This is a genomic window from Pseudoalteromonas sp. Z1A2 (assembly GCF_011378755.1).
Taxonomy (GTDB): Bacteria; Pseudomonadota; Gammaproteobacteria; order Enterobacterales; family Alteromonadaceae; genus Pseudoalteromonas; species Pseudoalteromonas distincta.
The window spans coordinates 1-22512 of the sequence record NZ_WTKX01000032.1 but is presented as its reverse complement, the minus strand read 5'-3'; the positions used below and the strand labels follow the sequence as shown (position 1 = coordinate 22512).

General features: G+C 40.3%; 20 protein-coding genes. 7 read left to right on the top strand and 13 right to left on the bottom strand.

The genetic code is table 11. The features are described from left to right. The first annotated feature begins 54 nt into the window (after window positions 1–54). Together GQR47_RS17750 and GQR47_RS17745 are read left to right on the top strand one after the other, a co-directional pair. Window positions 55–510, top strand: a complete 456-nt coding sequence (locus GQR47_RS17750; RefSeq protein ID WP_024596116.1) for a thioredoxin family protein — start codon at window positions 55–57, stop codon at window positions 508–510. Window positions 511–729: 219 nt separating this feature from the next. Continuing rightward, a complete protein-coding gene (locus GQR47_RS17745) occupies window positions 730–1116 on the top strand; it encodes a hypothetical protein (protein ID WP_139015396.1) in 387 nt (128 codons plus the stop codon). Window positions 1117–1181: 65 nt separating this feature from the next. Here the strand turns inward: GQR47_RS17745 and GQR47_RS17740 are convergent, their stop codons facing one another. Continuing rightward, complete coding sequence (locus GQR47_RS17740) at window positions 1182–2060, bottom strand: LysR family transcriptional regulator (protein ID WP_165724224.1); 879 nt, start codon at window positions 2058–2060, stop codon at window positions 1182–1184. Window positions 2061–2181: 121 nt separating this feature from the next. Here GQR47_RS17740 and GQR47_RS17735 point away from each other — a divergent pair, with 121 nt between their 5' ends. Further along, on the top strand, window positions 2182–3246 hold the full coding sequence (locus GQR47_RS17735; RefSeq protein ID WP_165724222.1) for a YeiH family protein: 1065 nt from the start codon (window positions 2182–2184) through the stop codon (window positions 3244–3246). Window positions 3247–3275: 29 nt separating this feature from the next. On the opposite strand, the gene GQR47_RS17730 is transcribed toward GQR47_RS17735, so the two are convergent. Then, window positions 3276–4583 (bottom strand): DASH family cryptochrome, encoded by a 1308-nt coding sequence (locus GQR47_RS17730; protein WP_024594687.1) that lies wholly within the window; start codon window positions 4581–4583, stop codon window positions 3276–3278. Window positions 4584–4702: 119 nt separating this feature from the next. Next, entirely contained in the window at window positions 4703–6430 is a 1728-nt protein-coding gene (locus GQR47_RS17725; protein ID WP_024603382.1) for a DUF885 domain-containing protein, read from the bottom strand. A gap of 227 nt (window positions 6431–6657) precedes the next feature. On the opposite strand from GQR47_RS17725, the gene GQR47_RS17720 reads away from it, so the two are divergent. Next, complete coding sequence (locus GQR47_RS17720; RefSeq protein ID WP_024595261.1) at window positions 6658–7245, top strand: DUF4202 domain-containing protein; 588 nt, start codon at window positions 6658–6660, stop codon at window positions 7243–7245. 27 nt (window positions 7246–7272) lie between these two features. Continuing rightward, entirely contained in the window at window positions 7273–7776 is a 504-nt protein-coding gene (locus GQR47_RS17715) for a zf-TFIIB domain-containing protein (RefSeq protein ID WP_024595260.1), read from the top strand. 60 nt (window positions 7777–7836) lie between these two features. Here the strand turns inward: GQR47_RS17715 and der are convergent, their stop codons facing one another. The 9 genes from der to ndk form a co-directional block, all read right to left on the bottom strand. Next, on the bottom strand, window positions 7837–9303 hold the full coding sequence (der, locus tag GQR47_RS17710) for a ribosome biogenesis GTPase Der (RefSeq protein ID WP_024597862.1): 1467 nt from the start codon (window positions 9301–9303) through the stop codon (window positions 7837–7839). A gap of 74 nt (window positions 9304–9377) precedes the next feature. Continuing rightward, window positions 9378–10556, bottom strand: a complete 1179-nt coding sequence (bamB, locus tag GQR47_RS17705; protein ID WP_024594675.1) for an outer membrane protein assembly factor BamB — start codon at window positions 10554–10556, stop codon at window positions 9378–9380. Between the two features lie 10 nt (window positions 10557–10566). Next, on the bottom strand, window positions 10567–11187 hold the full coding sequence (locus tag GQR47_RS17700; protein ID WP_024594674.1) for a tetratricopeptide repeat protein: 621 nt from the start codon (window positions 11185–11187) through the stop codon (window positions 10567–10569). Between the two features lie 19 nt (window positions 11188–11206). Then, window positions 11207–12487 carry a histidine--tRNA ligase gene (hisS, locus tag GQR47_RS17695; protein ID WP_008168943.1) on the bottom strand — a complete coding sequence of 427 codons (1281 nt, stop codon included), beginning with the start codon at window positions 12485–12487 and terminating at the stop codon, window positions 11207–11209. Window positions 12488–12623: 136 nt separating this feature from the next. Then, a complete protein-coding gene (gene ispG / locus GQR47_RS17690) occupies window positions 12624–13742 on the bottom strand; it encodes a flavodoxin-dependent (E)-4-hydroxy-3-methylbut-2-enyl-diphosphate synthase (RefSeq protein ID WP_002961295.1) in 1119 nt (372 codons plus the stop codon). Between the two features lie 5 nt (window positions 13743–13747). Then, complete coding sequence (locus GQR47_RS17685) at window positions 13748–14614, bottom strand: RodZ domain-containing protein (protein WP_024594898.1); 867 nt, start codon at window positions 14612–14614, stop codon at window positions 13748–13750. Next, window positions 14611–16449: a type IV pilus biogenesis/stability protein PilW gene (gene pilW, locus GQR47_RS17680; protein WP_165724221.1), complete on the bottom strand. Its 1839-nt coding sequence runs from the start codon at window positions 16447–16449 to the stop codon at window positions 14611–14613. The genes GQR47_RS17685 and pilW overlap by 4 nt, the downstream gene beginning before the upstream one ends. Window positions 16450–16575: 126 nt before the next feature. Further along, window positions 16576–17706 (bottom strand): bifunctional tRNA (adenosine(37)-C2)-methyltransferase TrmG/ribosomal RNA large subunit methyltransferase RlmN, encoded by a 1131-nt coding sequence (locus GQR47_RS17675; protein WP_002961289.1) that lies wholly within the window; start codon window positions 17704–17706, stop codon window positions 16576–16578. A gap of 170 nt (window positions 17707–17876) precedes the next feature. Then, window positions 17877–18308, bottom strand: a complete 432-nt coding sequence (gene ndk, locus GQR47_RS17670) for a nucleoside-diphosphate kinase (protein WP_002961288.1) — start codon at window positions 18306–18308, stop codon at window positions 17877–17879. A gap of 275 nt (window positions 18309–18583) precedes the next feature. On the opposite strand from ndk, the gene yegQ reads away from it, so the two are divergent. Both yegQ and GQR47_RS17660 read left to right on the top strand, forming a co-directional pair. Further along, a complete protein-coding gene (gene yegQ / locus GQR47_RS17665; protein ID WP_024594758.1) occupies window positions 18584–19969 on the top strand; it encodes a tRNA 5-hydroxyuridine modification protein YegQ in 1386 nt (461 codons plus the stop codon). A gap of 224 nt (window positions 19970–20193) precedes the next feature. Further along, complete coding sequence (locus GQR47_RS17660) at window positions 20194–21066, top strand: EamA family transporter (protein WP_024594757.1); 873 nt, start codon at window positions 20194–20196, stop codon at window positions 21064–21066. A gap of 34 nt (window positions 21067–21100) precedes the next feature. On the opposite strand, the gene GQR47_RS17655 is transcribed toward GQR47_RS17660, so the two are convergent. Further along, entirely contained in the window at window positions 21101–21994 is an 894-nt protein-coding gene (locus tag GQR47_RS17655) for a LysR family transcriptional regulator (protein ID WP_024594756.1), read from the bottom strand. Between the last annotated feature and the right edge of the window lie 518 nt (window positions 21995–22512).

Here is a 22512-nt window from a genome sequence, read left to right as displayed (position 1 = left end):
TATTGGGTATAGTCGTTTAATACCTAAATTAATACCTAAATTAAGAGCAACCTTATGTTTAAACAATTAATTTTACTGTGCGCTTTAAGCATGCCGCTTGTAAGCTATGCTACAGCGCCATTTTCGGGCGAGATAAGTACGCAAGCACTGCTAAGCGACTACGACAAGTTTAACGAGCAATACAAAGCGTATACACCAACAGCACAAGATATAGCCCTAATGCAAAAGCTAGAAGGCAAAGAGCTTATTGTATTATTTGGAACGTGGTGCCACGACAGTGAGCGCGAAGTGCCAAAACTCATTAAGTTAATTGATGCATCGAAAGTACAACTTGCAAGCATTGACTATGTGGCCGTAGGTTACAACAAGCAAGACGATGCAGGCATTGCACAGGCTCACGACTTACAATACACACCAACGTTTATTGTTAAACAAAATGGCAAAGAGTTGGTACGCGTAATTGAAAAGCCAACGGGTACGTTAGCGCAAGACTTAACTCAGGGTTTGTAAGTTCAGCTTGCTCGTATTTGGTTTACCGATTTAACTAATAGGTTTATGAGGTAGCTGCTGGACTCATATAACTAGTCTCCTGGTACTTTAATGTGTAAGGCCAAAATTTACCCCTACCCCTTTGGCTGAGCCAAAATAGGAATTCAGCTATGGTTTGTATATCAATTAAAACAAATAAAAAACGAATTAATCTACAAGCTCGTTGTGGTATGTCTTAATATGTCTAAGGATCTACGTAAAAATTTGATTGCTGCGATTCTTAGTCCTTTAATTGCATTACCAGTCCTTGGTTTTTGTTATTTTTATGCGGGTATCGAAAACTATACTTCTGTGAGTTCATTAATTTCAGGTGTTGGTTTTGGTGTATCAATAGGGGTGGGAAGTTTATTTTATTTTTATCCATTAATGTTCATTTACGGATTACCTATTAGCTTATTACTCCAAAAGTTAAATTTATTTAAATTACCGGTAGTTTTAATCTTAAGCATACTTCCAGTTTTTTTACTCAGTCTATTTAGTGAATTTAATCGTGAAACATTGGTTCTTCATTTATTAGTACTTTCAATGGGTTCAACTAGTTGGCTTATATATAATAAATTAAGGTAACACCACAATAAGCGATTAATGTTACACAACCGTTTTCTTACTCGACTTACAGCTCAGATCAAACATTATTCACTAAACAAGCTTTTTTCGAACGCTTGCGCAGCGTGTGAAGACGGTCTGTCTTTATAATGCAGTTGATAAAGTGGCCGAGAAAGTTGCTCGTTATTTTTTTGGCTCAGGCGTGTTAATTTACCTAGCTGCACTAAATCCTCAGTGACTACATTTGGCAATAAAGCGACTCCCATACCTTGAGCAACAGCCCTTGCTATGGCTTCGTTGCTGCCCAATTGCATACTGCGCTCTGCTATTACGCCATGTTGGGCTAATAACTTTACCGACATTTCTAAAGTACCCGAGCCCGGCTCGCGCAGTAGCCAAAACTGTTTGTTTAACCATGCTTTTAAGTTTTTAGCGGGCTTAAAGTTACTGGGTATAACAACACTCATTAAATCGTTTTGCCAGTGTTTGCTTATTATATGCGGCTCGGTAGGTGTGCCTTCAACCAGTGCTAAATCGATAGTGCATTCTAGTAAGGCAAGCTCAATTTGCGCGGTATTGGCAACTTGTACTTCTACTTTTATATCTGGGTACTGCGCGCAAAATTTAGCTAAATAGGGCGGTAGCCAATAGCTGGCAATGGTTGTACTAGTGCCTATAACGAGCGTGCCACGCTTAAGCCCTGTGCGTGATTTAATATCTTCAATGGCGGCTTTTTCAATGGCAAAAATGCTACGTGCATGATCATACAAGGCTTGGCCGCCCTCGCTTAAGGTAAGTTTTTTGCCTTTAGATGCACGCTCTATAAGTTGAATATTTAATTGGTGCTCAAGCTCTTTTAGCGCTTTAGATACAGCCGGTTGGCTTATAAAAAGCGCCTCGGCTGCGCCTGAAAAACTACCAAGCTTTGCTACCGTATAAAACACCCGTAGTGCGTGCAAGTTCATTGTGCCTCTCAAATCACATAACCTTAAGTTATCGAATCATGATTTTAATGTATTGGAGTTATATTTTGCGCTTTCTTAAAATGAAGTCAACAGTTTAAAGTTGTTCAATTGAGAGAATATTATGCTTAGCGCTATTAAAAATTTGGGTATTAATACTAAGCAATACGGCGATACGCGCTGGTGGTTAGGTATGCTGCTGGTGGTTGTTTTGGCGGGAGCATCTGTTGCATTAAGTAAGTTACCCATAATGCAAAGTGCGCAATTTAGCTCTTTAACTATTGGTATAGTGCTTGGCATTATTGTGGGTAACAGTGTGTTTTCGCGTATTGCTACGCAAACCGATATAGGTGTTGATTACGCTAAAAGTATATTGCTTAAAGCGGGGGTTGTGTTGTTTGGGTTTAGAATTACCTTTGCGCAAGTAGCGGGTGTAGGCTGGGAAGGCTTATTAATCGATGTTGTAATGCTGTTAGGCACATTTATTTTGGCAGTGCAGCTAGGTAAGCGCGTATTTAAGCTTGATGAACAAACAACCATATTAATTGGCGCGGGTAGTTCTATTTGTGGTGCCGCTGCGGTTATGGCAACTGAGCCTGTAATAAAAGCGCAGGCGCATAAAGTATCGGTAGCTGTAGCAACGGTGGTGGTGTTTGGCACGTTAAGCATGTTTGCCTACCCAATCATGTTTGATTACATGGGGCTGAGTGAACACGCTTACGGTATTTTTGTAGGCTCAACTATTCATGAAGTAGCGCAAGTGGTTGCAGCGGGCACAGCTGTAAGCGCCAATGCTGCAGATACCGCCGTTATAGAAAAAATGCTAAGGGTGATGATGCTTGCACCATTTTTAGTGGGCTTATCGTTTTGGCAAAGTAAAAAGCATGCAAATATAAACGCGCCTGGCGGCGAGCAAAAAGCGGGTATTACAATCCCTTGGTTTGCGGTGTTATTTATTGTGGCAAGTGGTGTACATTCGTTATCGGTTATACCTCAGGGGGCTTCAAACGCCATTGTATGGTTTGATAATATATTACTTACCATCGCGATGGTGGCTTTAGGTTTGCGCACACATGTTGGCGCTATTCGCCAAGCAGGTATAAAGCCGCTTTTATTAGCAGGCTGTTTATTTTTGTTTTTAACCTTGGGTGGTTACGCTATTAATATAGGCATTGCTGAGCTGTTTTAAACGTTACTTGGTAAAGGTTGATTGGCGGCTTAAATTGGCCAATCAACTTCATTTAAGTTATCGAGTTGTGTACTTGCATTTTTATTACCTTGCCATTTATTAGTGTAAACAGTGTGCGGGTCAAACTGTAACGTTTGTTTTTCAATATTAAAGTGCCTACCACCACGCGGATCTACGCCTACACCTGCTATATATTGCCAATTACCCCAATTAGCGGCTACATCGTAATCAATCAATTGTTGTTCAAAATATGCTGCGCCATAGCGCCAATCAAGGCCAAGCTCGTTCACTAAGCAGCTGGCTGCAATTTGCCTTGCTCTATTTGATATATAACCCGTAGCGTTAAGCTCATTCATAATGGCATTGACTAATGGGTAGGGTGTTGCGCCATTACACCACGTAGCAAAGCGGTTTGGCATAAATGTAGTAAGGGGTTTTGTTTGCTTTTGGCCTTTAAAGCTAAACAGGCTTTTACCTGCCTTAAGTGCATGCCATTTAAAATACTCTCGCCATAGCAATTCAAATTTAATCCAGTAAGTAGACTCGTTTGTTATTTGACTATGTTCGTACGCCTCAACTGCTTTATAAACTTGCCGCGCACTTACACAACCTAAAGCAAGCCAGATACTAAATTTTGTGGTGTTATTAAAGCCATCAAGCTCGTTTCGAGTTATTTTATAAGTACTTGGTAGTAAACCTGAAAAGTATTGCTTTAAATGTGTTTGCGCACTTTTAAACCCGCCATGCATTACGCCATTATTTGCTATACGCTCTAAAGGTTTTTTAGCGCACAAGGTTATTGGCTGAGGGAGCAAACCGTTTGGTAATGTTGAAAGTGAAATGGGGCTAGTGGCGGCCTCTACCTTTTTACGAAACGGGGTAAAGTGTTTAGGTAATTCGCTTAAATCAAACGGTAGGTCACTTTGTTTAAAGAGCGTGTCTTGCTGCGCTCCTGTAAATTTAGTATTAGGGCAATGTGCTTTGAGTAAGTTTATTTGGCGTTGCTCGTACAGGCCAAATTGCTCGCTGTATACAACTTCATCAATATTTTGCTCATTAATACGCGCTTTCAAAAGCGATACAGGTTCGCCTTCAAGTACATGCAGTGTTTGCCCGCGCTCAATAAGTGCTTGTTGGAGTTCATACAAGCTTTGCATTAAAAACTGCTGTTTATGCACGCCATACGGCTTTTGTTGATAGTTATTATTTTTAAACCAGTGCGGGTTTATAACAAATACAATATCGAGCGCGCATTGCTCAGTAGCAAGTTCGCTTAAAATAGGGTTGTCATCTATTCGTAAATCGTTTTGTAGCCAATATAAAATGCGTTTGCTCATAGGTTTACTCAGGTTTTTGTAATCATTAACTTTACGAAGCAAAAGCGGGTAGGGATTAGTTTTGAGGTGTTTAAGAGGGTTTTAAAAAGAGGCGGCAAATAATACCGCCTCCTTGAATGTTAAATAGCCGATTTTTGTTTTGCTATCCAATCGTCTATTACGTCTTCTAATACTTCCATAGGCAGCGAGCCTTGACCGATTACGGTGTCGTGAAAGCTGCGAATATCGAACTTAGCACCTAGTTCTTTTTCCGCTTTTGCACGCAGTTCGCGTATTTTTATCTCGCCCATTTTGTACGAAAGCGCTTGGCCTGGCCATGATATATAACGATCTATTTGATCCTCCACCGCACTTTGTGGCAAAGCAGTGTGATCTGCCAAGTAGTCAATAGCTTTTTGGCGGCTCCAACCAAAGGCATGAATACCGGTATCAACAACAAGTCTTACTGCACGCCACATTTCGTAGCCTAAACGACCAAAGTCGCTGTACGGGCTTTGATAAAAGCCGGCTTCTTTACCTAAGCGCTCTGTGTATAGTGCCCAACCTTCGCCAAATGCAGAGTGGCTAAGTGTGCGTCTAAATTCGGGTACATTTAACTCCATAGCAATAGCGTTTTGTAAATGATGCCCTGGTATTGCCTCATGTAAGCTAAGTGCTTCTAAATTATATAAAGGCTGTAGTTTAGGTGTTGAGGCTAAAAAATAAGTGCCAGGGGAGCGGTTATCAGCAGGTGGCATATAAAACGCGCCGCGACTCGCTGAGCCTTTAATAGTAAAGGTATTTCGCGGTAAATGATTAAAGTAGGTTGGTAATTTGCCATACATTTTTTGCGTTATAAAAGCGGTTTTTTCTAGCAGGTCTTGCGCGTCTGTTGCGTAAAATTGCTCATCGGTCGCTAAAAATTCTAAAAACTCAGCATAAGTGCCATCAAAACCTACTTTATCAATAATGCTTTGCATCTGCGCTTTAATACGCGCGACTTCTTTTAAGCCAAGCTCATGAATTTTCTTTGGTGTGGCATTGGTTGTGGTGTAGTAATTAACTGTGTATTTGTAATACTCAAGCCCGCCTTTAACGCTTGCAATACCCGGCTGTGCTCTACAGTTAGGCATGTAATCGTTTTCAAAAAAGTCGTAAAAGTGCTGATAAGCAGGGACTACTTTTGAGCTGATTAAGGCCTTTGCTTTATTTTGGTATGTGGCTTTTTGCTCTGCTGTAAACGTGTTTGGTATACGTGTAAAGGGCTCGTAAAGGGCACTGTTTTCAGGTTGCTTAACAATATGCGCGCTAATGCTTTGGCTGTAATTTTCAAAGGTTTTGCAGTAATGAGTAAAGCCTGTTTTTATACCTTCTTTCATTAAATCAATATTTTGCTGATTAAATCGAGGGTAGTCGGCAAGGCTGATTAAAAATGCGTTGTAATCGTCGGGTGTTAAAAATGCCATGTTAGCCGGTGCTTCGGCAAAATAAGTATGCCAGCCACTTAAAAAATTAACCGGAAAATACTTATCTTGATAAAGGTAGCTTTGCTGCTCGGTTTCTCGCTCATATTTAAATAAGCGGTAGTTCATTAGCTGCTCGTTGTTGAGCGTTTTTGGATCAATGCTGGCTAAGCTTTTTAGCACGCTGTTGTTATAAGCTTGGCGCTTTGCAATGGCTTGCTCGCTCCAATTTGGCAATGTACCGTTTGGCTTCCAGCCGTCTGGGTCGGTACGAAAAAATATTTTTTCAGCTTTGGCGTTTTGCCAATGGTTATCAATAATGGTTTTTAAATCAGTGTTAGTGTCGGCTAAGCTTGGTAGCGATGCAACCGCTAAGCATATAGCTAGAATACTTTTTTTAAACATAGTCATCCGTTATTGGCGAGTTAGTTATTATTTATCGCGCTTTTTTATTTTAATTTGTGCTCAATATAGTACCAAGTTAACTTAATCAATGCGCTTACTTTTATAACTTGTAACTCTTGGTTTTACTTTTTGATTGAACAAATTTCACTGCGTAACTGATTGGCGTACTAGTTTATTGTTTTATCAGCGTTTAGAATGATTAAAACTTATTATAAAAAATGATCGTCATGTTTAATAAAGTAATTACCTTAATTGATGAAGCAAACAACCAAGACCCTAATACTGAGCAGCACAATGGACAAAGCTTTCCTAAAGAAAGTTTATACGCCTTGCGCATGAGCGAAATGTTAACTCGTTTTAAACCAGATGCCGATGAACTCATGCAAATTGCAGTGCGTGCACAGCATATTCAGCGTTGGAAGTCGCCACGTAGTGATTTTGAAATGAACAAACAGGGCTATCATCAGTGGCGCAGTGCACTTTATATATTTCATGCTAGCAGCGTGGTTGCGCTCATGAAGCAAGCTGGTTACGGTGAAGCTGAGCAAAACCGAGTGTACGATGCGGTCGCTAAAAAAAATATTAAACGTAACCCAGACAGCCAATTAGTAGAAGATGTAGCAAGCCTTGTATTTATTGAGCATTATATGCTTGGATTTGCCAATGCAAAACCAGATTACAATGAAGAAAAATGGATTGGTATTATTCGCCGTACATGGCAAAAAATGTCAGATGAAGCGCATGAGTTTGTACTTGCAGGTAATATTACATTGCCCGGCCCGCTTGTTGGGCTTATTCATAAAGCACTTGAGTAAAAGAAAATAAATAAAAAGGAATTTTAAATGTATTGTCCTCGTAGTAATACGCCACTTGAACCTTTACTTGTTGGCGGGATTACTGTTTTTACGTCAGCGCAAGGCGGCGTATTTTTTGATAACAGCCAAATTTTTAAGTTTAGCTCGCCACAGTTAAAGCATGGTCAGGTTTTACTTAAGTATTTGAGTAATTATACCGAAGGTGAGGGCGAAGTCTCATCGCGAGTAAATTGCCCTAAATGCCCAAGTATTGTGATGATGCGCCGGTATTTTTCGCCACTCAAAGTGGTTGAAATAGACGAATGCCCAGGTTGTGCAGGCATATGGCTTGATAGCGGCGAGCTGGCAAAAATACACGAAAACCATTTAACCCCCCGAGAGCGAAAGCTGTTAGCCCACGAAATGGCAACCAATCATGGGTTTATAACTATTAAGCCGCCAAAATCAAAGTATTACCCCAAAGCGCCTAAAAATGTTCAAGACACGACAGTTGAACGGCTGGTGCAATTAGCATTACTTAATTTTCAGTAATAAAAAACGGCGTACTAAAAAGTACGCCGTTTTTTTGTAATAAATTAACGCTTATGCAGTTTATTTATTACGGTTTTCTTTAGCAAATGCACGTATTTTACGTTTTTGCGAAAGCGTTACTTTATTAGTACGCCCTGCAAATGGGTTATCACCTTCTCTAAATTCAATTTTGATTGGGGTGCCCATAATTTTCAGTGCTTTACGGTAGTAGTTCATCAGGTAGCGTTTGTAGCTATCTGGTAAATCGTGAACTTGGTTACCATGAATTACAATACGTGGCGGGTTATAACCACCGGCATGCGCATATTTAAGCTTAACACGACGACCACGAACAAGTGGCGGCTGGTGATCGGCTTGAGCCATGTCCATAATACGGCGAAGCATTGCGGTGCTAATACGCTTAGTTGCTGACTCGTACGCTTCATCAACCGATTCAAATAAATGACCAACACCTGTACCGTGAAGTGCAGATATAAAGTGTAAGCGTGCAAAGTCAATAAAGCCTAAACGGCGATCAAGCTCTGTTTTAATACGATCTTTAACGTAGTCGTCAAGGCCATCCCATTTATTAACGGCAATAACCAGCGAACGACCTGAGTTAAGCGCAAAACCTAATAAGCTTAAGTCTTGATCAGAAATACCATCGCGCGCATCCACAACAAGTAAAACCACGTTACAATCTTCGATTGCTTGTAGTGTTTTAATTACTGAGAACTTTTCAACTACGTCACTTACTTTTTTACGCTTACGAACACCGGCTGTGTCAATTAAGACATACTCTTTGTCGTTACGCGTCATTGGAATATAAATAGAATCGCGCGTTGTACCTGGCATATCATATACAATTACACGATCTTCACCCAATATACGGTTTGTAAGTGTTGACTTACCAACGTTAGGGCGACCAATAATAGCAAGCTTTACAGGTTTGTCTGCAAACGCTTGATGATCGGTATCATCACCTTCGCCTTCTTCGTAAAGGTCGATTAGTTCTTCGTCATCACCTGTTACTTCTTCATCTTGAGCAGCTAGTTCAGCAATAAGCGGCTGAAGTGTCTGTTCAAGTAATAGGGTAATACCACGGCCATGTGCAGCTGCAATATGATGTATTTCACCTAATGATAATTGGTAAAATTCAGCACAGTTTGAATCTGCATCAATGCCGTCGGTTTTATTGGCAACAACAAAGCACTTTTTCTCTTGTTTACGCAAGTGATTAGCAATGGCTTGGTCAGCTACGGTCATACCTACACGAGCATCTACTAAAAACAGAACAATGTCGGCTTCTTCAATGGCTAGCAGAGATTGATCTGCCATTTCGATTTCGATGCCTTCTTCTGAGCCATCAATACCGCCCGTGTCTACCACGATAAATTCATAGCCATCGTAACTAGCTTGGCCATATTTTCTATCTCGTGTTAAACCTGGAAAATCGGCTACGAGTGCATCACGAGTACGTGTTAAACGGTTAAATAATGTGGACTTGCCCACATTGGGTCGCCCAACTAGAGCGATCACGGGAAGCATAAACTACCTCTTTAAAAAACAACAAAAGGCTTCGCAGTGCGAAGCCTTAAAAAAACCATATGACTATTAGTAACTTAGTTTGGTATTTTTACCATACTAACTTCACCATCACGGGTGTATAAAATTAGCTTATCGTCGGCAACAACTGGCTCAACAAAAAAGCCTGAGCTGTCAAAGTCTTCTCGAGATACTAGCTCGCCAGTTTCTTTATTTAGCCAATGTAGGTTACCTTCTTGGTCGCCTAAAGCTAAGTGGCTACCTGCAACTGCAGGGCCTGTTAGGTACCAACCACGTAGAGCGGGTTGGCTCCAACGTTCAATACCTGAATTTTTATCTAATGCGTAAATAACACCATCGCTATCTACTAAATAAATTGTTTGTGCATCCATCGCAATTTCGCGGTAGCTGCTGTACTCACGTTTCCACACTACGTTGCCAGAGCGAATATCTACAGCAGCTAAGTTGCCGTTGTAAGCTATAGCGTAAGCGTATGGACCGCTAATAAGTGGTTGAGTGTCTACGTCAACTAGGCGTTCAAATTCTGATGCGCCTTTAGCAACCGCAATTTCTGCGTTCCATGCTGAGTAACCACTGTCTGAAATTAAAACGCTTAGCTTGCCTGTTTCAAGGCCTACTAATACACCACCGTTAGCAACAGTTGGCGAGCTTTGTCCGCGTAATGTTAGTGGTGGAACTTCTTGTTCAAAACTCCAACGCTCTTCGCCCGTATCTGGGTGAAGGGCTAACAATTTACCAGAGCCTAAATTTACAAATATTAAGCCATCGCCTGCTGTCGGTTTAGACAGTGATTCGCCTGGTACATTCTTACGCCAAACTTCTTCACCGGTTTCGCGATCTAGGGCAATAATAAAGCCGTGTTCAGAACCTATATAAATTTTACCATAGGCTTGCAAAATACCACCTGATAATTTTGCATTACCGTTGTCAGCCCATGGCCAAAACGATAAATCTTGGCGTACATCGGTTTCCCACTTGGTATCGCCGTTAGTAAGCGAAAGCGCTTCTACTTGGCCTTCGCGGCTAGCAACATATACAGTATCTTTGTAAACAGCTGGTGTTAAACGAGAAAAGTAATGCTCTACGCCATCACCTACAGATTCTTGCCAAACAACGTCAGTTTCAAATTGGTTTACAATTTCAGGAAGTACTAGTTCATCTTCATCATCACTTGATGAACAACCCATCAGTGTTGCCATACATAGGGCAAGGGCTGCTGTTGTAAATTTTTTCATGCCTAAAACCTTATGCCGCTGGGCTAGTTACTGCTAGGTCATCTAACTTAATTTGTAATAGTGGGTTACTTGTTAATCCACCCGCATCTATTGCTGCTTGGTATGCAGTACGTGCTTGATCTTTGTTACCTTGCTGTGTGTAAATGTCGCCTTTAAGCTCGGCAACGTTTGCATTGAATGCTTCAGGTAATGGTGCATTTAATGTAGTTAATGCATCGTCATAGTTAGTTTGTGCAATTTGAATTCGCGCTAAACGTGTAATCGCAATTGCTTTTAATTCTGTATTTTCAGTATTAGACACTATCCAGCTTAGCTTTTCGCTTGCTACATCTAATTTTTTTGCTTCTACAGCGTCTTTTGCAGCAACAAATGCAGCAAGTGTTGCGTAGTTTGTATCTTTATTTTCGCTAATAAACGCATCAGCTGAAGATAATACATCATCACTTTCAACAAGCGCTGTATATGAATCTGATGCTTTTTCAGCTGTAGTAATTTGGTTTTGGTTATATGCTTTCCAGCCATATAAGCCACCAAGGCCAACAAGTATGCCTAGTGTAAGTGAAATGCCGTTTTCACGGAAAAAGCGTTTAATGGCTTCTGCTTGTTGTTCTTCTGTTGAATAAATATCCATTCTTACCTCTAATGTTCGCTTAGCCGTTAATAAGCTCAGCTAATAGCGCTTTAGCTTGTTCTAATTCTAATGTGACTTGTTCTTTACGCTCGCGTAAATACTTGATGGTCACAACGCCTTTTTCTAATTCATCTTCACCAATAATCACTGCAACAAGTGCATCGCTTTTATCAGCACGTTTTAATTGTTTTTTAAAGTTGCCGCCGCCCGCATGCACCATAACGCGTAAACCCGGTACGTCTTTACGTAGTTGCGCTGCAATTGCAGGAGCTTGAATGCTTGCTTTGTCGCCCATTGCTGCTAAATATACATCAGCATTACGACGAATGTCACCTACACACTCAAGCGCTTGTAGTAATAACACTAAGCGCTCTAGACCCATTGCAAAACCAACTGCTGGCGTTGCTTTACCGCCAAGCTGTTCAACTAAGCCGTCGTAACGACCACCAGCACATACTGTGCCTTGTGCGCCTAAGCTGTCGGTTACCCATTCAAATACGGTACGGTTGTAGTAGTCTAAACCACGTACTAACTTTTCATTAACCGTATATGAGACGCCAGCAGCGTCTAAACGTTCACATAAATTTTCAAAATGTTCTTTTGATTCAGCGTCTAAGTTTTCAGATAGTTTAGGCGCATCAGTTAAAATTGCTTGTACGTCTGGGTTTTTGCTATCAAGTACGCGTAGTGGGTTTGAATACATACGTCGTTTTGAGTCTTCATCAAGCACATCAATGTGTTGCTCAAGGTAGGCTACTAACGCATCACGGTAATCTGCACGCGCTTCGTTAGAGCCTAAAGAATTTAGCTCTAAACGAACGTGGTCAGTAATACCAAAGGCTTCCCATAATTGCGCTGTTAATAAAATAACTTCTGCGTCTATGTCGGCTGTGGCAATACCAAATGTTTCTAAACCAAATTGGTGAAACTGACGGTAACGACCTTTTTGCGGACGCTCGTGACGAAACATTGGACCCATGTACCAAAGGCGTTGTTCTTGGTTATATAGTAAGCCATTTTGGTTGCCAGCACGTACGCATACTGCGGTGCCTTCTGGGCGAAGTGTTAATAAGTCGCCATTGCGATCGGCAAAGGTGTACATTTCTTTTTCTACTATATCGGTAACTTCACCAATAGAGCGTTTAAATAAGTCGGTTGATTCTACAATAGGAAAACGAATTTCTTGATAACCGAACGATGCTACTGTCTCGCGTAAAATGCTTTCTACTTTCTGCCAAACTTGTGTATCGCCCGGCAGACAATCGTTCATACCGCGAACTGCCTGAATTTGTTTTGCCACTGATAAATCCTAAATGCTGTTTATGTGTAATAAAAAATGCTTACACAACAAGAATGCTAAAAATTGACCTGTTATTATAGCGTTTTGGTCATAAAGGTAAACGCCAAACAGCGTGGTTTGGCGCTTTATACGGTATTTATTCGACTATTTTAATATCGATAGGTGTTTGCTGCTCTTTTTGAGCAATAAAGTCGCGCACGTAGCCTTCGAGCTGGTCAACAATGTTGTTGTTGTCAATACGCGCTTTTTGGCGTTCGCCATTAATGTATAAACCTGAGCGACGGTTTGCACCGGCAAGGCCAATATCACTAACAAGTGCTTCACCTGGGCCGTTTACAACACAACCAATTACCGAAACCGATACAGGCTCAATAATATCTTCAAGGCGCTCTTCTAGCTGGTTCATGGTGCTTACTACATCAAACTCTTGACGAGAACAGCTTGGGCAGGCAATAAAGTTAATACCGCGCGAACGTATGCGCAGCGATTTTAAAATATCAAAACCTACTTTAATTTCTTGAACAGGGTCAGCTGCAAGCGACACTCGCAGTGTATCGCCAATACCTTCGGCAAGTAGCATACCTAAACCTACGGCTGATTTAACCGAGCCTGAGCGCATGCCGCCCGCTTCGGTAATACCTAAATGCAGTGGTTGGTCTATTTCTTTAGCGAGCAAGCGATAGGCGCCTACCGCTAAAAATACGTCTGATGCTTTTACCGATATTTTAAATTGGTCAAAATCAAGGCGGCGTAATATATCTACATGGCGCATTGCTGATTCTAATAAGGCTTCAGGTGTAGGCTCGCCGTATTTTTCTTGTAAGTCGCGCTCAAGTGAGCCGCCATTTACACCAATACGAATAGGAATGTTATGCTCGCGAGCAGAATCGACCACAGCTCTGATACGCTCTTCACTACCTATATTACCTGGGTTTATGCGCAAACAATCTACGCCGTATTTTGCCACTTTTAAGGCTATACGGTAATCAAAGTGAATATCGGCTACTAGCGGAATAGTCACCTGCTCTTTTATACTTTTAAACGCTTCAGCTGCGTCCATAGTTGGTACTGATACACGCACTATGTCAGCACCTGCATCTTGTATTGCCTGAATTTGTGCAACGGTTGCATCAACATCCATGGTGTCGGTGTTGGTCATTGATTGCACAGCAATAGGGGCGCCGTCACCAATAGGGACGTTACCTACATTGATACGGGTGGATTTTCTGCGTTTAATTGGGGATTCTGAAAACATAGCGACTACTCTGCTAGTGGTAATGTAAATTTGGCTAAACGGTTTTTAGGAAATGCAGAAACATCTACAGGTTCGCCGTTTAAAGTAATGTCTACAGCGTCATGCTTACCAAGCACAACTGAAAAAGGAGGCGTTCCGCTTACGGTCATAATGTAGCCTGCTTTTTTAACGCCGAATGCTATTTTTTCGCCTTCGCCATCGTAAATTTCAACCCAACTTTCGCCGTTAAAGTTCATAACAATTGTACTGCTAGCATCTTCTTGGCTTTCGTTGTTAGATGTAATAGGAGCCGTTTCTGTAACGGCTTCTGAGCTTGTTGATGTTTCAAGCGTATCTTTTGATTCTAATAGTGATTCGTCGTTAATTTCGGCTTGTCGCTGTTGCTGTAAAATACTGGGTTGAGCTGCTTGTCGTTCACTCATTATTGAGTTGGCAACGTTTATTTTACTGGTTTGCTCTTCAATGGGGGTGGCGTTTTGCCAAAACCATAAAGCAGATGAGCCAATAACAATCGCTAAAATTAAATAACTAAAAAACATTAAACGGCTGTCGCTTGCTTCTTTTTCTGTTCGGCGCGAAAAGCTTTGCATATTAGCGGGCTTGGTCGGCTCTGGTGGGGCCGGCATCATTGCTAATATAGGTGCGCTATCGACTTTTAATTCACGGCAATAATTTTTTATATAACCTTTAACAAAAGTGATAGGGCCTAGTAACGCAAATTCATCATTTTCAAGGCGTTTAATTTGAAGTTCAGACAGCTTTAACGGTGCAGCGATAGTTGCGATACTAACGTTTGCTTGCTCTCTATGATTTTTTAGTATTTGGCCTACAGTTGGCTGTTCGCTCTGTGTTTGCGTATTTTCTTCATTCATAATGTGTATGAGTCTGGATCCACTAGTAAAAGTCTGTGCCCTGGTTTTAATGCTATATCAGGACTTAATTTATTCCATCGCATTAATTCATCAATTAATACATGCCGCTGGGTAGCTATATCGTAAAGGGAATCACCAGCTTTAATTTCGTAATAAATATTAGGATCGTTTAGGTATATTTTACTTCCATTCATTACCCGATCCGACTCTTTTAAACCATTCCATTGCAGGAGTTTTTGTAGTTTAACATTGTATCGCACCGAAATGCTAAATAGGTTTTCGCCAACAGCAATTACATGAAATGGCACGCGTAAAGGCGATACTTTAGGATTAAGCATTGGAAGCTCAGTTTTTTGCACTGCTTCGTAGCTTTTAAATTCAATATCAGCATTATTTTGATAGTTGCTGTTTTCAAAAACGGTTGTGTTTTTAGTCGCTTCGTAGAATACCACGTCGCTACTGTTTTTTTGATTTGTAACTGCAGGTGCAGAATTACTGTAGTTACTAGTTTGCTGCGAATTAAACTGGCCTGTTTTAGGTGCGCCAAACGAGATTATTGTTACCTCGTCATCGGCTTTAGCCGGTTGTTTTGTCGCTATAACTTCTTTTTTAGGTTCTAAAACGGGCTGTGCTTTTTCAGGCGCTGCTACTATAGAATCTGCAGAGTCGTGCTCAGTAGTAAGTGCAAACATAACAGCCGATGTATCGGTAGGATTGCTTGGCGCGACGACTTTAGGAGCTTCTTCTTTTTGGGTCGTTACTTGTTTTGCTATTACGGTTGCCTCGTCGGCTTGCGTACTGAGCGTATTTGGCAATGCTTGAGCTTGCTCTTCTCTTGCTATAACTGGATTTACATCTTGGTTATTTGCTGTTGCGAGCTTTTTATCTGTTTTTTGCTCGTTGTTTGTTACCAAGCTTGTTGAACCGTCCTCTGAGGAACGCTTCTTTCTTATAACTTTTATTTTTGGTTTTGAACTAACGTGCGCACCGCTTGCGTCATTTTTTAGTTCTTTTAACTGCGCTTTACGGTATTTTTCTCGCAGTATTTCAAACTCATTAAAACGTGTTCTTTTCTCTTTTAACGCGTAGGCTTCGTTGCTGGTAGAGTAAGTTTGCAAAATAGTGTTGGAAATTTTTTCAGCTTCTTCAATTCTGCCCATTCGGTTTTTTACAAGATAGCTAAGCATTAATGCGCGAGAAGATACTCGGCCCGAACTTTCATAGCGTTTTAAAAGTTCACTGGCTTTGTACAAGTCACTTTTAGCGTAATACAGTGCGGCTAAGCTAATTAATGTAGATGTTCGCTGAGAGCTGTGATTAAGTGCCTGTTGAAAGTAGCTTTCTGCATTTTCAAAATCATCAAATTCAATAGCACACAAGGCTAAATTTTCGTAGCTTTCGGCAACGCGAATATAACTTGGTACTTCAATAGCTTTTAAAAATTGATCAGTTGCACGATCGTATTCATCAATACCACATAAAAACACACCGTAGTTATTGAGGGTGTTAGGATCGTCTGGCTTGATTTCAAGTGCTTTTTGGTAGGCTTTATCTGCTAGCGGATTTTCGCCCACTTGTTGGTAGTAATAAGCAAGAGAGTAATGTACTTCAGGTAAGTCAGGAGCAAATGCTGCTGCACGTTCTAAATTGTATTTGGCTTGAGAATTATTACCCGTTTTTAAATACTGTAGGGCTAAAGCAATTCGTGTTCGTGCTGCGCCAGTATTATTAACTTTATTTTCGACGACGGGTTTATTACTGCCGTTATAACTACTTTCGCTCACACAGCCACTTAGGGCAAGTGTTGATAGTGTTATAGCAAGTATAGATCGCATTACCTTATCTCTTTATTTTTAGTCCATGTCGCCTATCTTACCTAAAAGCTTTACTCTTGCATCATTTATTTAAAAATAAACAACTTAACAGCCTTATATGGCTTATTCATATAAGGCTGTTACAGATTATGCTTGGTGGATATTAACGGCAATCGCGTTATCGTCACGGATTTTCTTTTTAGCTAAGCGTTTAGTACGGTCAACTACGTCACCGACTAATTGACCGCAAGCTGCGTCAATATCATCACCGCGAGTACGGCGCACAATACAGGTTACACCTGCAGCTTGTAGTACTTTTGAAAAACGGTCGATACGGCTATTACTTGAGCGTGTGTACTCGTTACCCGGGAACGGGTTAAACGGAATAAGGTTTACCTTAGACGGTGTGCCTTTTAACGTTTGTACTAATGCATGCGCTTGGTCAGTGCTGTCGTTAATGCCATTAAGCATAACGTATTCAACAGTTACGTCTTTATTAGCTTTTGAACCGTCGATATAACGACGACATGCCGCTAAAAACTCTTCAATAGGGTACTTTTTATTAACAGGCACTAAAATATCACGCAGTGCGTTATCGGGTGCGTGAAGAGATATAGCCAGTGCTACGTCAATTTTTTCTTTTAGTAAATCAAGAGCAGGTACAACGCCTGACGTACTTAATGTTACGCGGCGCTTAGATAAACCAAAGCCCCAATCGTCCATCATTAGTTCCATTGCTGGCACTACGTTTTTAAGATTAAGTAAAGGCTCGCCCATACCCATCATTACAACATTAGTCACTGGGCGCTTTTCGCTATGACCATCAAGGCCTATATCTTTAGCTACACGCCAAACTTGGCCAATAATTTCAGATACTTTTAAGTTACGGTTAAAGCCTTGTTGAGCAGTAGAACAAAAAGTACATTCAAGCGCACAACCCACTTGTGATGATACACATAACGTAGCGCGCTCTTTTTCAGGGATCCAAACGGCTTCTACTTCTTGGCCGCCTTCAAGAATAAGCGCGTACTTAATAGTGCCGTCGCTTGCTTGTTGGCGAACTGTTATTTCTGGCGCTACAATTTCGCACTCAGCTTTAAGCTTTTCTTTAAGCTTTTTATTTACGTTAGTCATTTCGTCGAAGTTATCTACGCCAAAATGATAAATCCATTTCATCACCTGGTCACTACGAAACGGCTTTTCACCGAACGATGCAAATAGCTCGCGCATTGCATCTCGGTTTAAATCTAATAAGTTAATCTTTTTTTGCTCGGTCATGAAACAACCTCAATCGGTGACGGTGGAGATAAAAATTTACGAGGACGAATTGTACACAATTCACTCACTTTAATCATTAAGTAAAATATCAAAAAATGCACTTATGGATACTTTGCGTAATGACTAAAAAAGGGCCCGAAAGCCCTTTTCATTTTGTTAACGAATTCGAATTAACGAGTACGTGAACAAAGCTCTTCGTCAGCGAAGAAGTACGCGATTTCGCGAGCAGCAGATTCAACAGCATCAGAACCGTGAACAGCGTTTTCGTCGATGCTATCAGCGTAGTCTGCACGTAAAGTGCCAGCTAATGCTTCAGCAGGGTTAGTAGCACCCATGATTTCACGGTTTTTAAGAACAGCGTTTTCGCCTTCAAGAACTGTAACCATTACTGGACCAGATGTCATGAAAGATACTAAAGCGCCAAAGAAAGGACGTTCGCTATGTTCTGCGTAGAAACCTTCAGCTTTCTCTTGTGAAAGGTGAACCATTTTAGCTGCAACGATTTTAAGGCCAGCAGTTTCGAAACGGTTGTAGATAGCGCCAATGTGGTTTTTAGCAACTGCATCAGGTTTTACGATTGAGAAAGTACGCTCTAAAGCCATCTTTATGCTCCAATAATTTTAAGTAAAAGTGTGAATATTAACGGGCGCGAATTATACGCGTTTTAAGTGAAAAATCCTAATTTTATTAAAAACCAGTTTGATTGCTGTTTTATGATCTCGATCAAATTTAAATTATTAGCCATATTTATACTGCTGCGCTTGTGTTTATGTATTTTTCAATAACACCAATTTCACTGGATTAATGCTTAATTTTTCAATCAAATTGGTAAAACTCATGCAACTGGTTTAAACCCAGTTCGATGTATGGAGCGCACATGTTACCCGTTATTTCTTCAATGCCTTTTATTCCTGAATTATTATGCCCCGCAGGCAGTTTAAAAAACATGCGCTACGCGTTTGCTTATGGCGCAGATGCGGTTTATGCGGGGCAGCCTCGTTATAGTTTGCGTGTGCGTAATAATGAGTTTGACCTAGAGACCCTGCAAATAGGCATTAGTGAGGCGCATGGGCAAAATAAAAAGTTTTATGTGGTGTCTAATATTGCGCCGCATAACGCTAAAGTTAAATCGTATTTACGTGATATAGAGCCAGTTATTGCGATGCAGCCCGATGCGCTGATTATGTCGGACCCTGGTTTAATTATGCTTGTTCGTGAAAAATGGCCTGCGATGCCAATTCACTTATCAGTACAGGCAAATGCGGTAAATTACGCGAGTGTACAATTTTGGGCAAAGCAGGGGATCGAACGGGTTATTTTATCAAGAGAGCTGTCGCTCGAAGAAATAACCGAAATACGCACACTCTGCCCAGACACCGAACTTGAAGTATTTGTTCATGGTGCACTGTGTATGGCGTATTCGGGGCGTTGTTTGCTCTCTGGTTACATAAATAAGCGCGATCCAAATCAAGGCACGTGTACTAATGCATGTCGCTGGGATTACGATGTAAAACCTGGTGTTGAGAACGAAACTGGCGAAACGGTACATAAAATTGACCCCAAACAAGTGATTCCTACACTGGGTGAAGGCGCGCCAAGCAACGATGTATTTATTCTAGAGGAACAAGGTCGCCCTGGTGAGTATATGCCTGCGTTTGAGGATGAACACGGCACGTATATTATGAATTCCAAAGATTTACGCGCTGTGCAATACGTAGAGCAGTTAACAAAAATGGGGGTACATAGTTTAAAAATAGAAGGGCGTACTAAGTCATTTTATTATGTAGCGCGCACCGCACAAGTTTATCGTAAAGCAATAGATGATGCGGCTTCTGGTAAACCATTTGATACTAGCTTATTTAAAACATTAGAAAACTTGGCGCATCGTGGTTATACCGAAGGCTTTTTAAAACGCCATGCCCACCAAGATTATCAAAACTATGAATACGGTCACTCTGTATCAACTAAGCAGCAATTTGTGGGTGAAGTACTTGGGCGCTGCGAAAATGGATTAGTTGAAATAGACGTTAAAAATAAATTTTGTACTGGTCACTCTTTAGAGCTTATGACACCACAAGGTAACTTTACTTTTACGCTTGAATATATGGAAAACAAAAGAGGCAAAAGTATTAGCGATGCTAAAGGTTCTGGTCACATTGTAAAAATCCAGCTAGATGAGGGCATTAACTTAGATCACGCTATTTTAATGCGTAATCTAGACGCGCACCAAGATACCCGTAATCCGTTCAAAAAGGTCAGTTAGGATCCACTCTAATAACTGCTCAAAGCTATTTTATTAAATAGAGTGACGCTGAGCAGTTATATCTTCATCTGCTATTTTTTAAATACCATTTATGGAATTTATCTTATCATTAATACTTATTTATAAAATTTTAAAAGCGAATATAATGGATATTCGTACTTAACACGTGTTGTTAAATCGCTCCTCACTGTTACCCCATTACTTTTTAAAGGAATCATTTTTGTATGTGGATAATTTTTGCATTACTCGCAACCGTTTTTTTTGGTGCCCGAGGAGTGTTGTATCAATGGACGTCGCAGAAAAAGATTAACCGTAACTTATTATTATTCGGTGTATTTTTTGTAGGATTTGTTATTAGTGCGCTAGGTACTGTGGTATTTGAACATACATGGTATGGCTGGGCAGAGATTACGGTTGGGCTAGCGTTAGGTTTTGGCTCTTTTGCTGCTAATGGTTTGTTGCATAAGGGGTTTTCGGTTGGTAAAGCCTCTTTAATTAGTATTTTATCAGGATTGACGCCTTTGTTTGTCCTTTTATTTGCTTTTTTATTGTGGCAGGAGACCTTAACAACAATTCAATTAATTGGCTTTTTCATTATTTTTGGTGGCCTTTATATCATTCGTTATTCAAGCGATATTTCGTTGAACAACCTACAAGGTGCGCAATGGGGATTACTCGCTGCACTTGCCTTTGCATTTAATGATTTAATGGGTAAGCAATCAACACTTCTTGAGGCCGATACGTTTGCAACGCTAACGTCTATGTTTGGTTTTGGTAGTTTTCTTTTTGCTGTTAGTTGGTTAGTAAAGCGTAAAAAAATGCTAGCAGAGCAAGGCACTTCTCAAGGGTATTGGTCTGCGAGTAAAACATTTTCATGCGGGTTACTGATTGGATTAACAAACGTGGCAGGTATGGTGGCAATAATATCGGCTTTTGCAATTGGTAATACAGGGCTCGTTTCGGCAATTTCAGGGATGAACATTTTAATTATTTTGCTCTACTCACGCATCATTCTAAAAGAGTCTTTTACCCGCCAAGAAGTGATAGGATTAGCAACAGCATTTTTAGGTGTAATTGTACTTAGGCTTAGTTTTTAAACGTTTAAAGCTTTCCTTTTAAAAGCATACATTGCTACTTTTCGTTGAAGTGTTGCAATGTATGCTCTATTAATAGTCGTACCCGATAAGATACTTGTTTTCTGTCGCGATAAAGCATAGAAAATGGCTGCCCTTCACTTTGCCAGTCAGGAAGAATACGTTTAAGCTTTGTGGCTTCAATAAGAGGCAATGCTATATAATCAGGAATGTAGCTAATGCCTACACCAGACTCAACGGCTTGTTTCATCATTTGAATTTCATCAACTTCTAACCGGACATGCGTGTTTGGATTAAAACTGTATTCTTCACTCGTTTGCTGATTTTTTAACTGCCACGGAACTAACCCAACGCACGTAACTTTTGGGTGTTCTTCTAATTGCTCCGGATGAGTGATGGGATGATGAGCATAGTTTGGGTGAGCACACAGCAGGTTATGAGTAAGCTTAAGTTCTCTAATAACCCAGTTATCAATGGCTGGGTTTCTTATTCTAAACGCGATATCAATCCCTTCTTTTTCAATATCAATAAGATTATTTGAAAAGCGTAAATCTAGTTGAATATCGGGATACTGCAGTAAAAAATCACAAAAAATAGGACTTAAAAAATGTTTACCCATGTAAATGGGGGCACAGATCCTAATTTTCCCTTTAGGTTGGTCTTTTTCATCACAAAGGGCTTGCTCAATACACTCTACTTCGTCAAATAACTTGCGGTAGCGGTCGTAATATAATTCGCCAGTATGCGTAAGTGTTACCCGATGAGCATCTCGATTTAGTAACGTTAATTGAAGGGCTTGCTCTAATAAACGTATTCTACGGCTTAAGGTTGATAGTGACATACCAAGGTTTATGGATGCTTTTTTAAAGCTACCTAGTTTTACTATGGTGCAAAAGTAACGTAAATCATCAAGAGAATAACTAGCTGCCATCAAAACCACTTATCATATTAAGACTTAATTATTGATTATGTTGTTTAATACTAACAGCGGCGCCTTAATATTTCATTAGAGATTAAAGGGGGGAGAACTGAAATTAGGCAATCAAATTTTATATAACTTTGATTTCATGACCTTAAAATAAAAGCACTGGTAAATAACGTAACTTAATCTGTTCAGCAAATTAATTAAAAGTAGTTTTAAGTCATATTTGTTAAAGCCATTGTAAATAGATTTACATTGAGTGCTTTATTTAATTAAGTGAATTAATAAGTCGTCTTTTTAGGTGAGTACCTATAGAACAATTCGAGGCTCTACACAATAATAGAGCCTCATTTTTATAATTTAGATGTGTGATTCAAGAGATCGTTTCAATATACTATGACGCTATGAACAAAGAAATTAAACAACGTTTAAAGTGGATTGCATATTCTCATGCATCGCGATCACCTAATACTATCTAAGCTGATCACCTAATACCATCCATCAAGATCACTCAATACCATCGATGC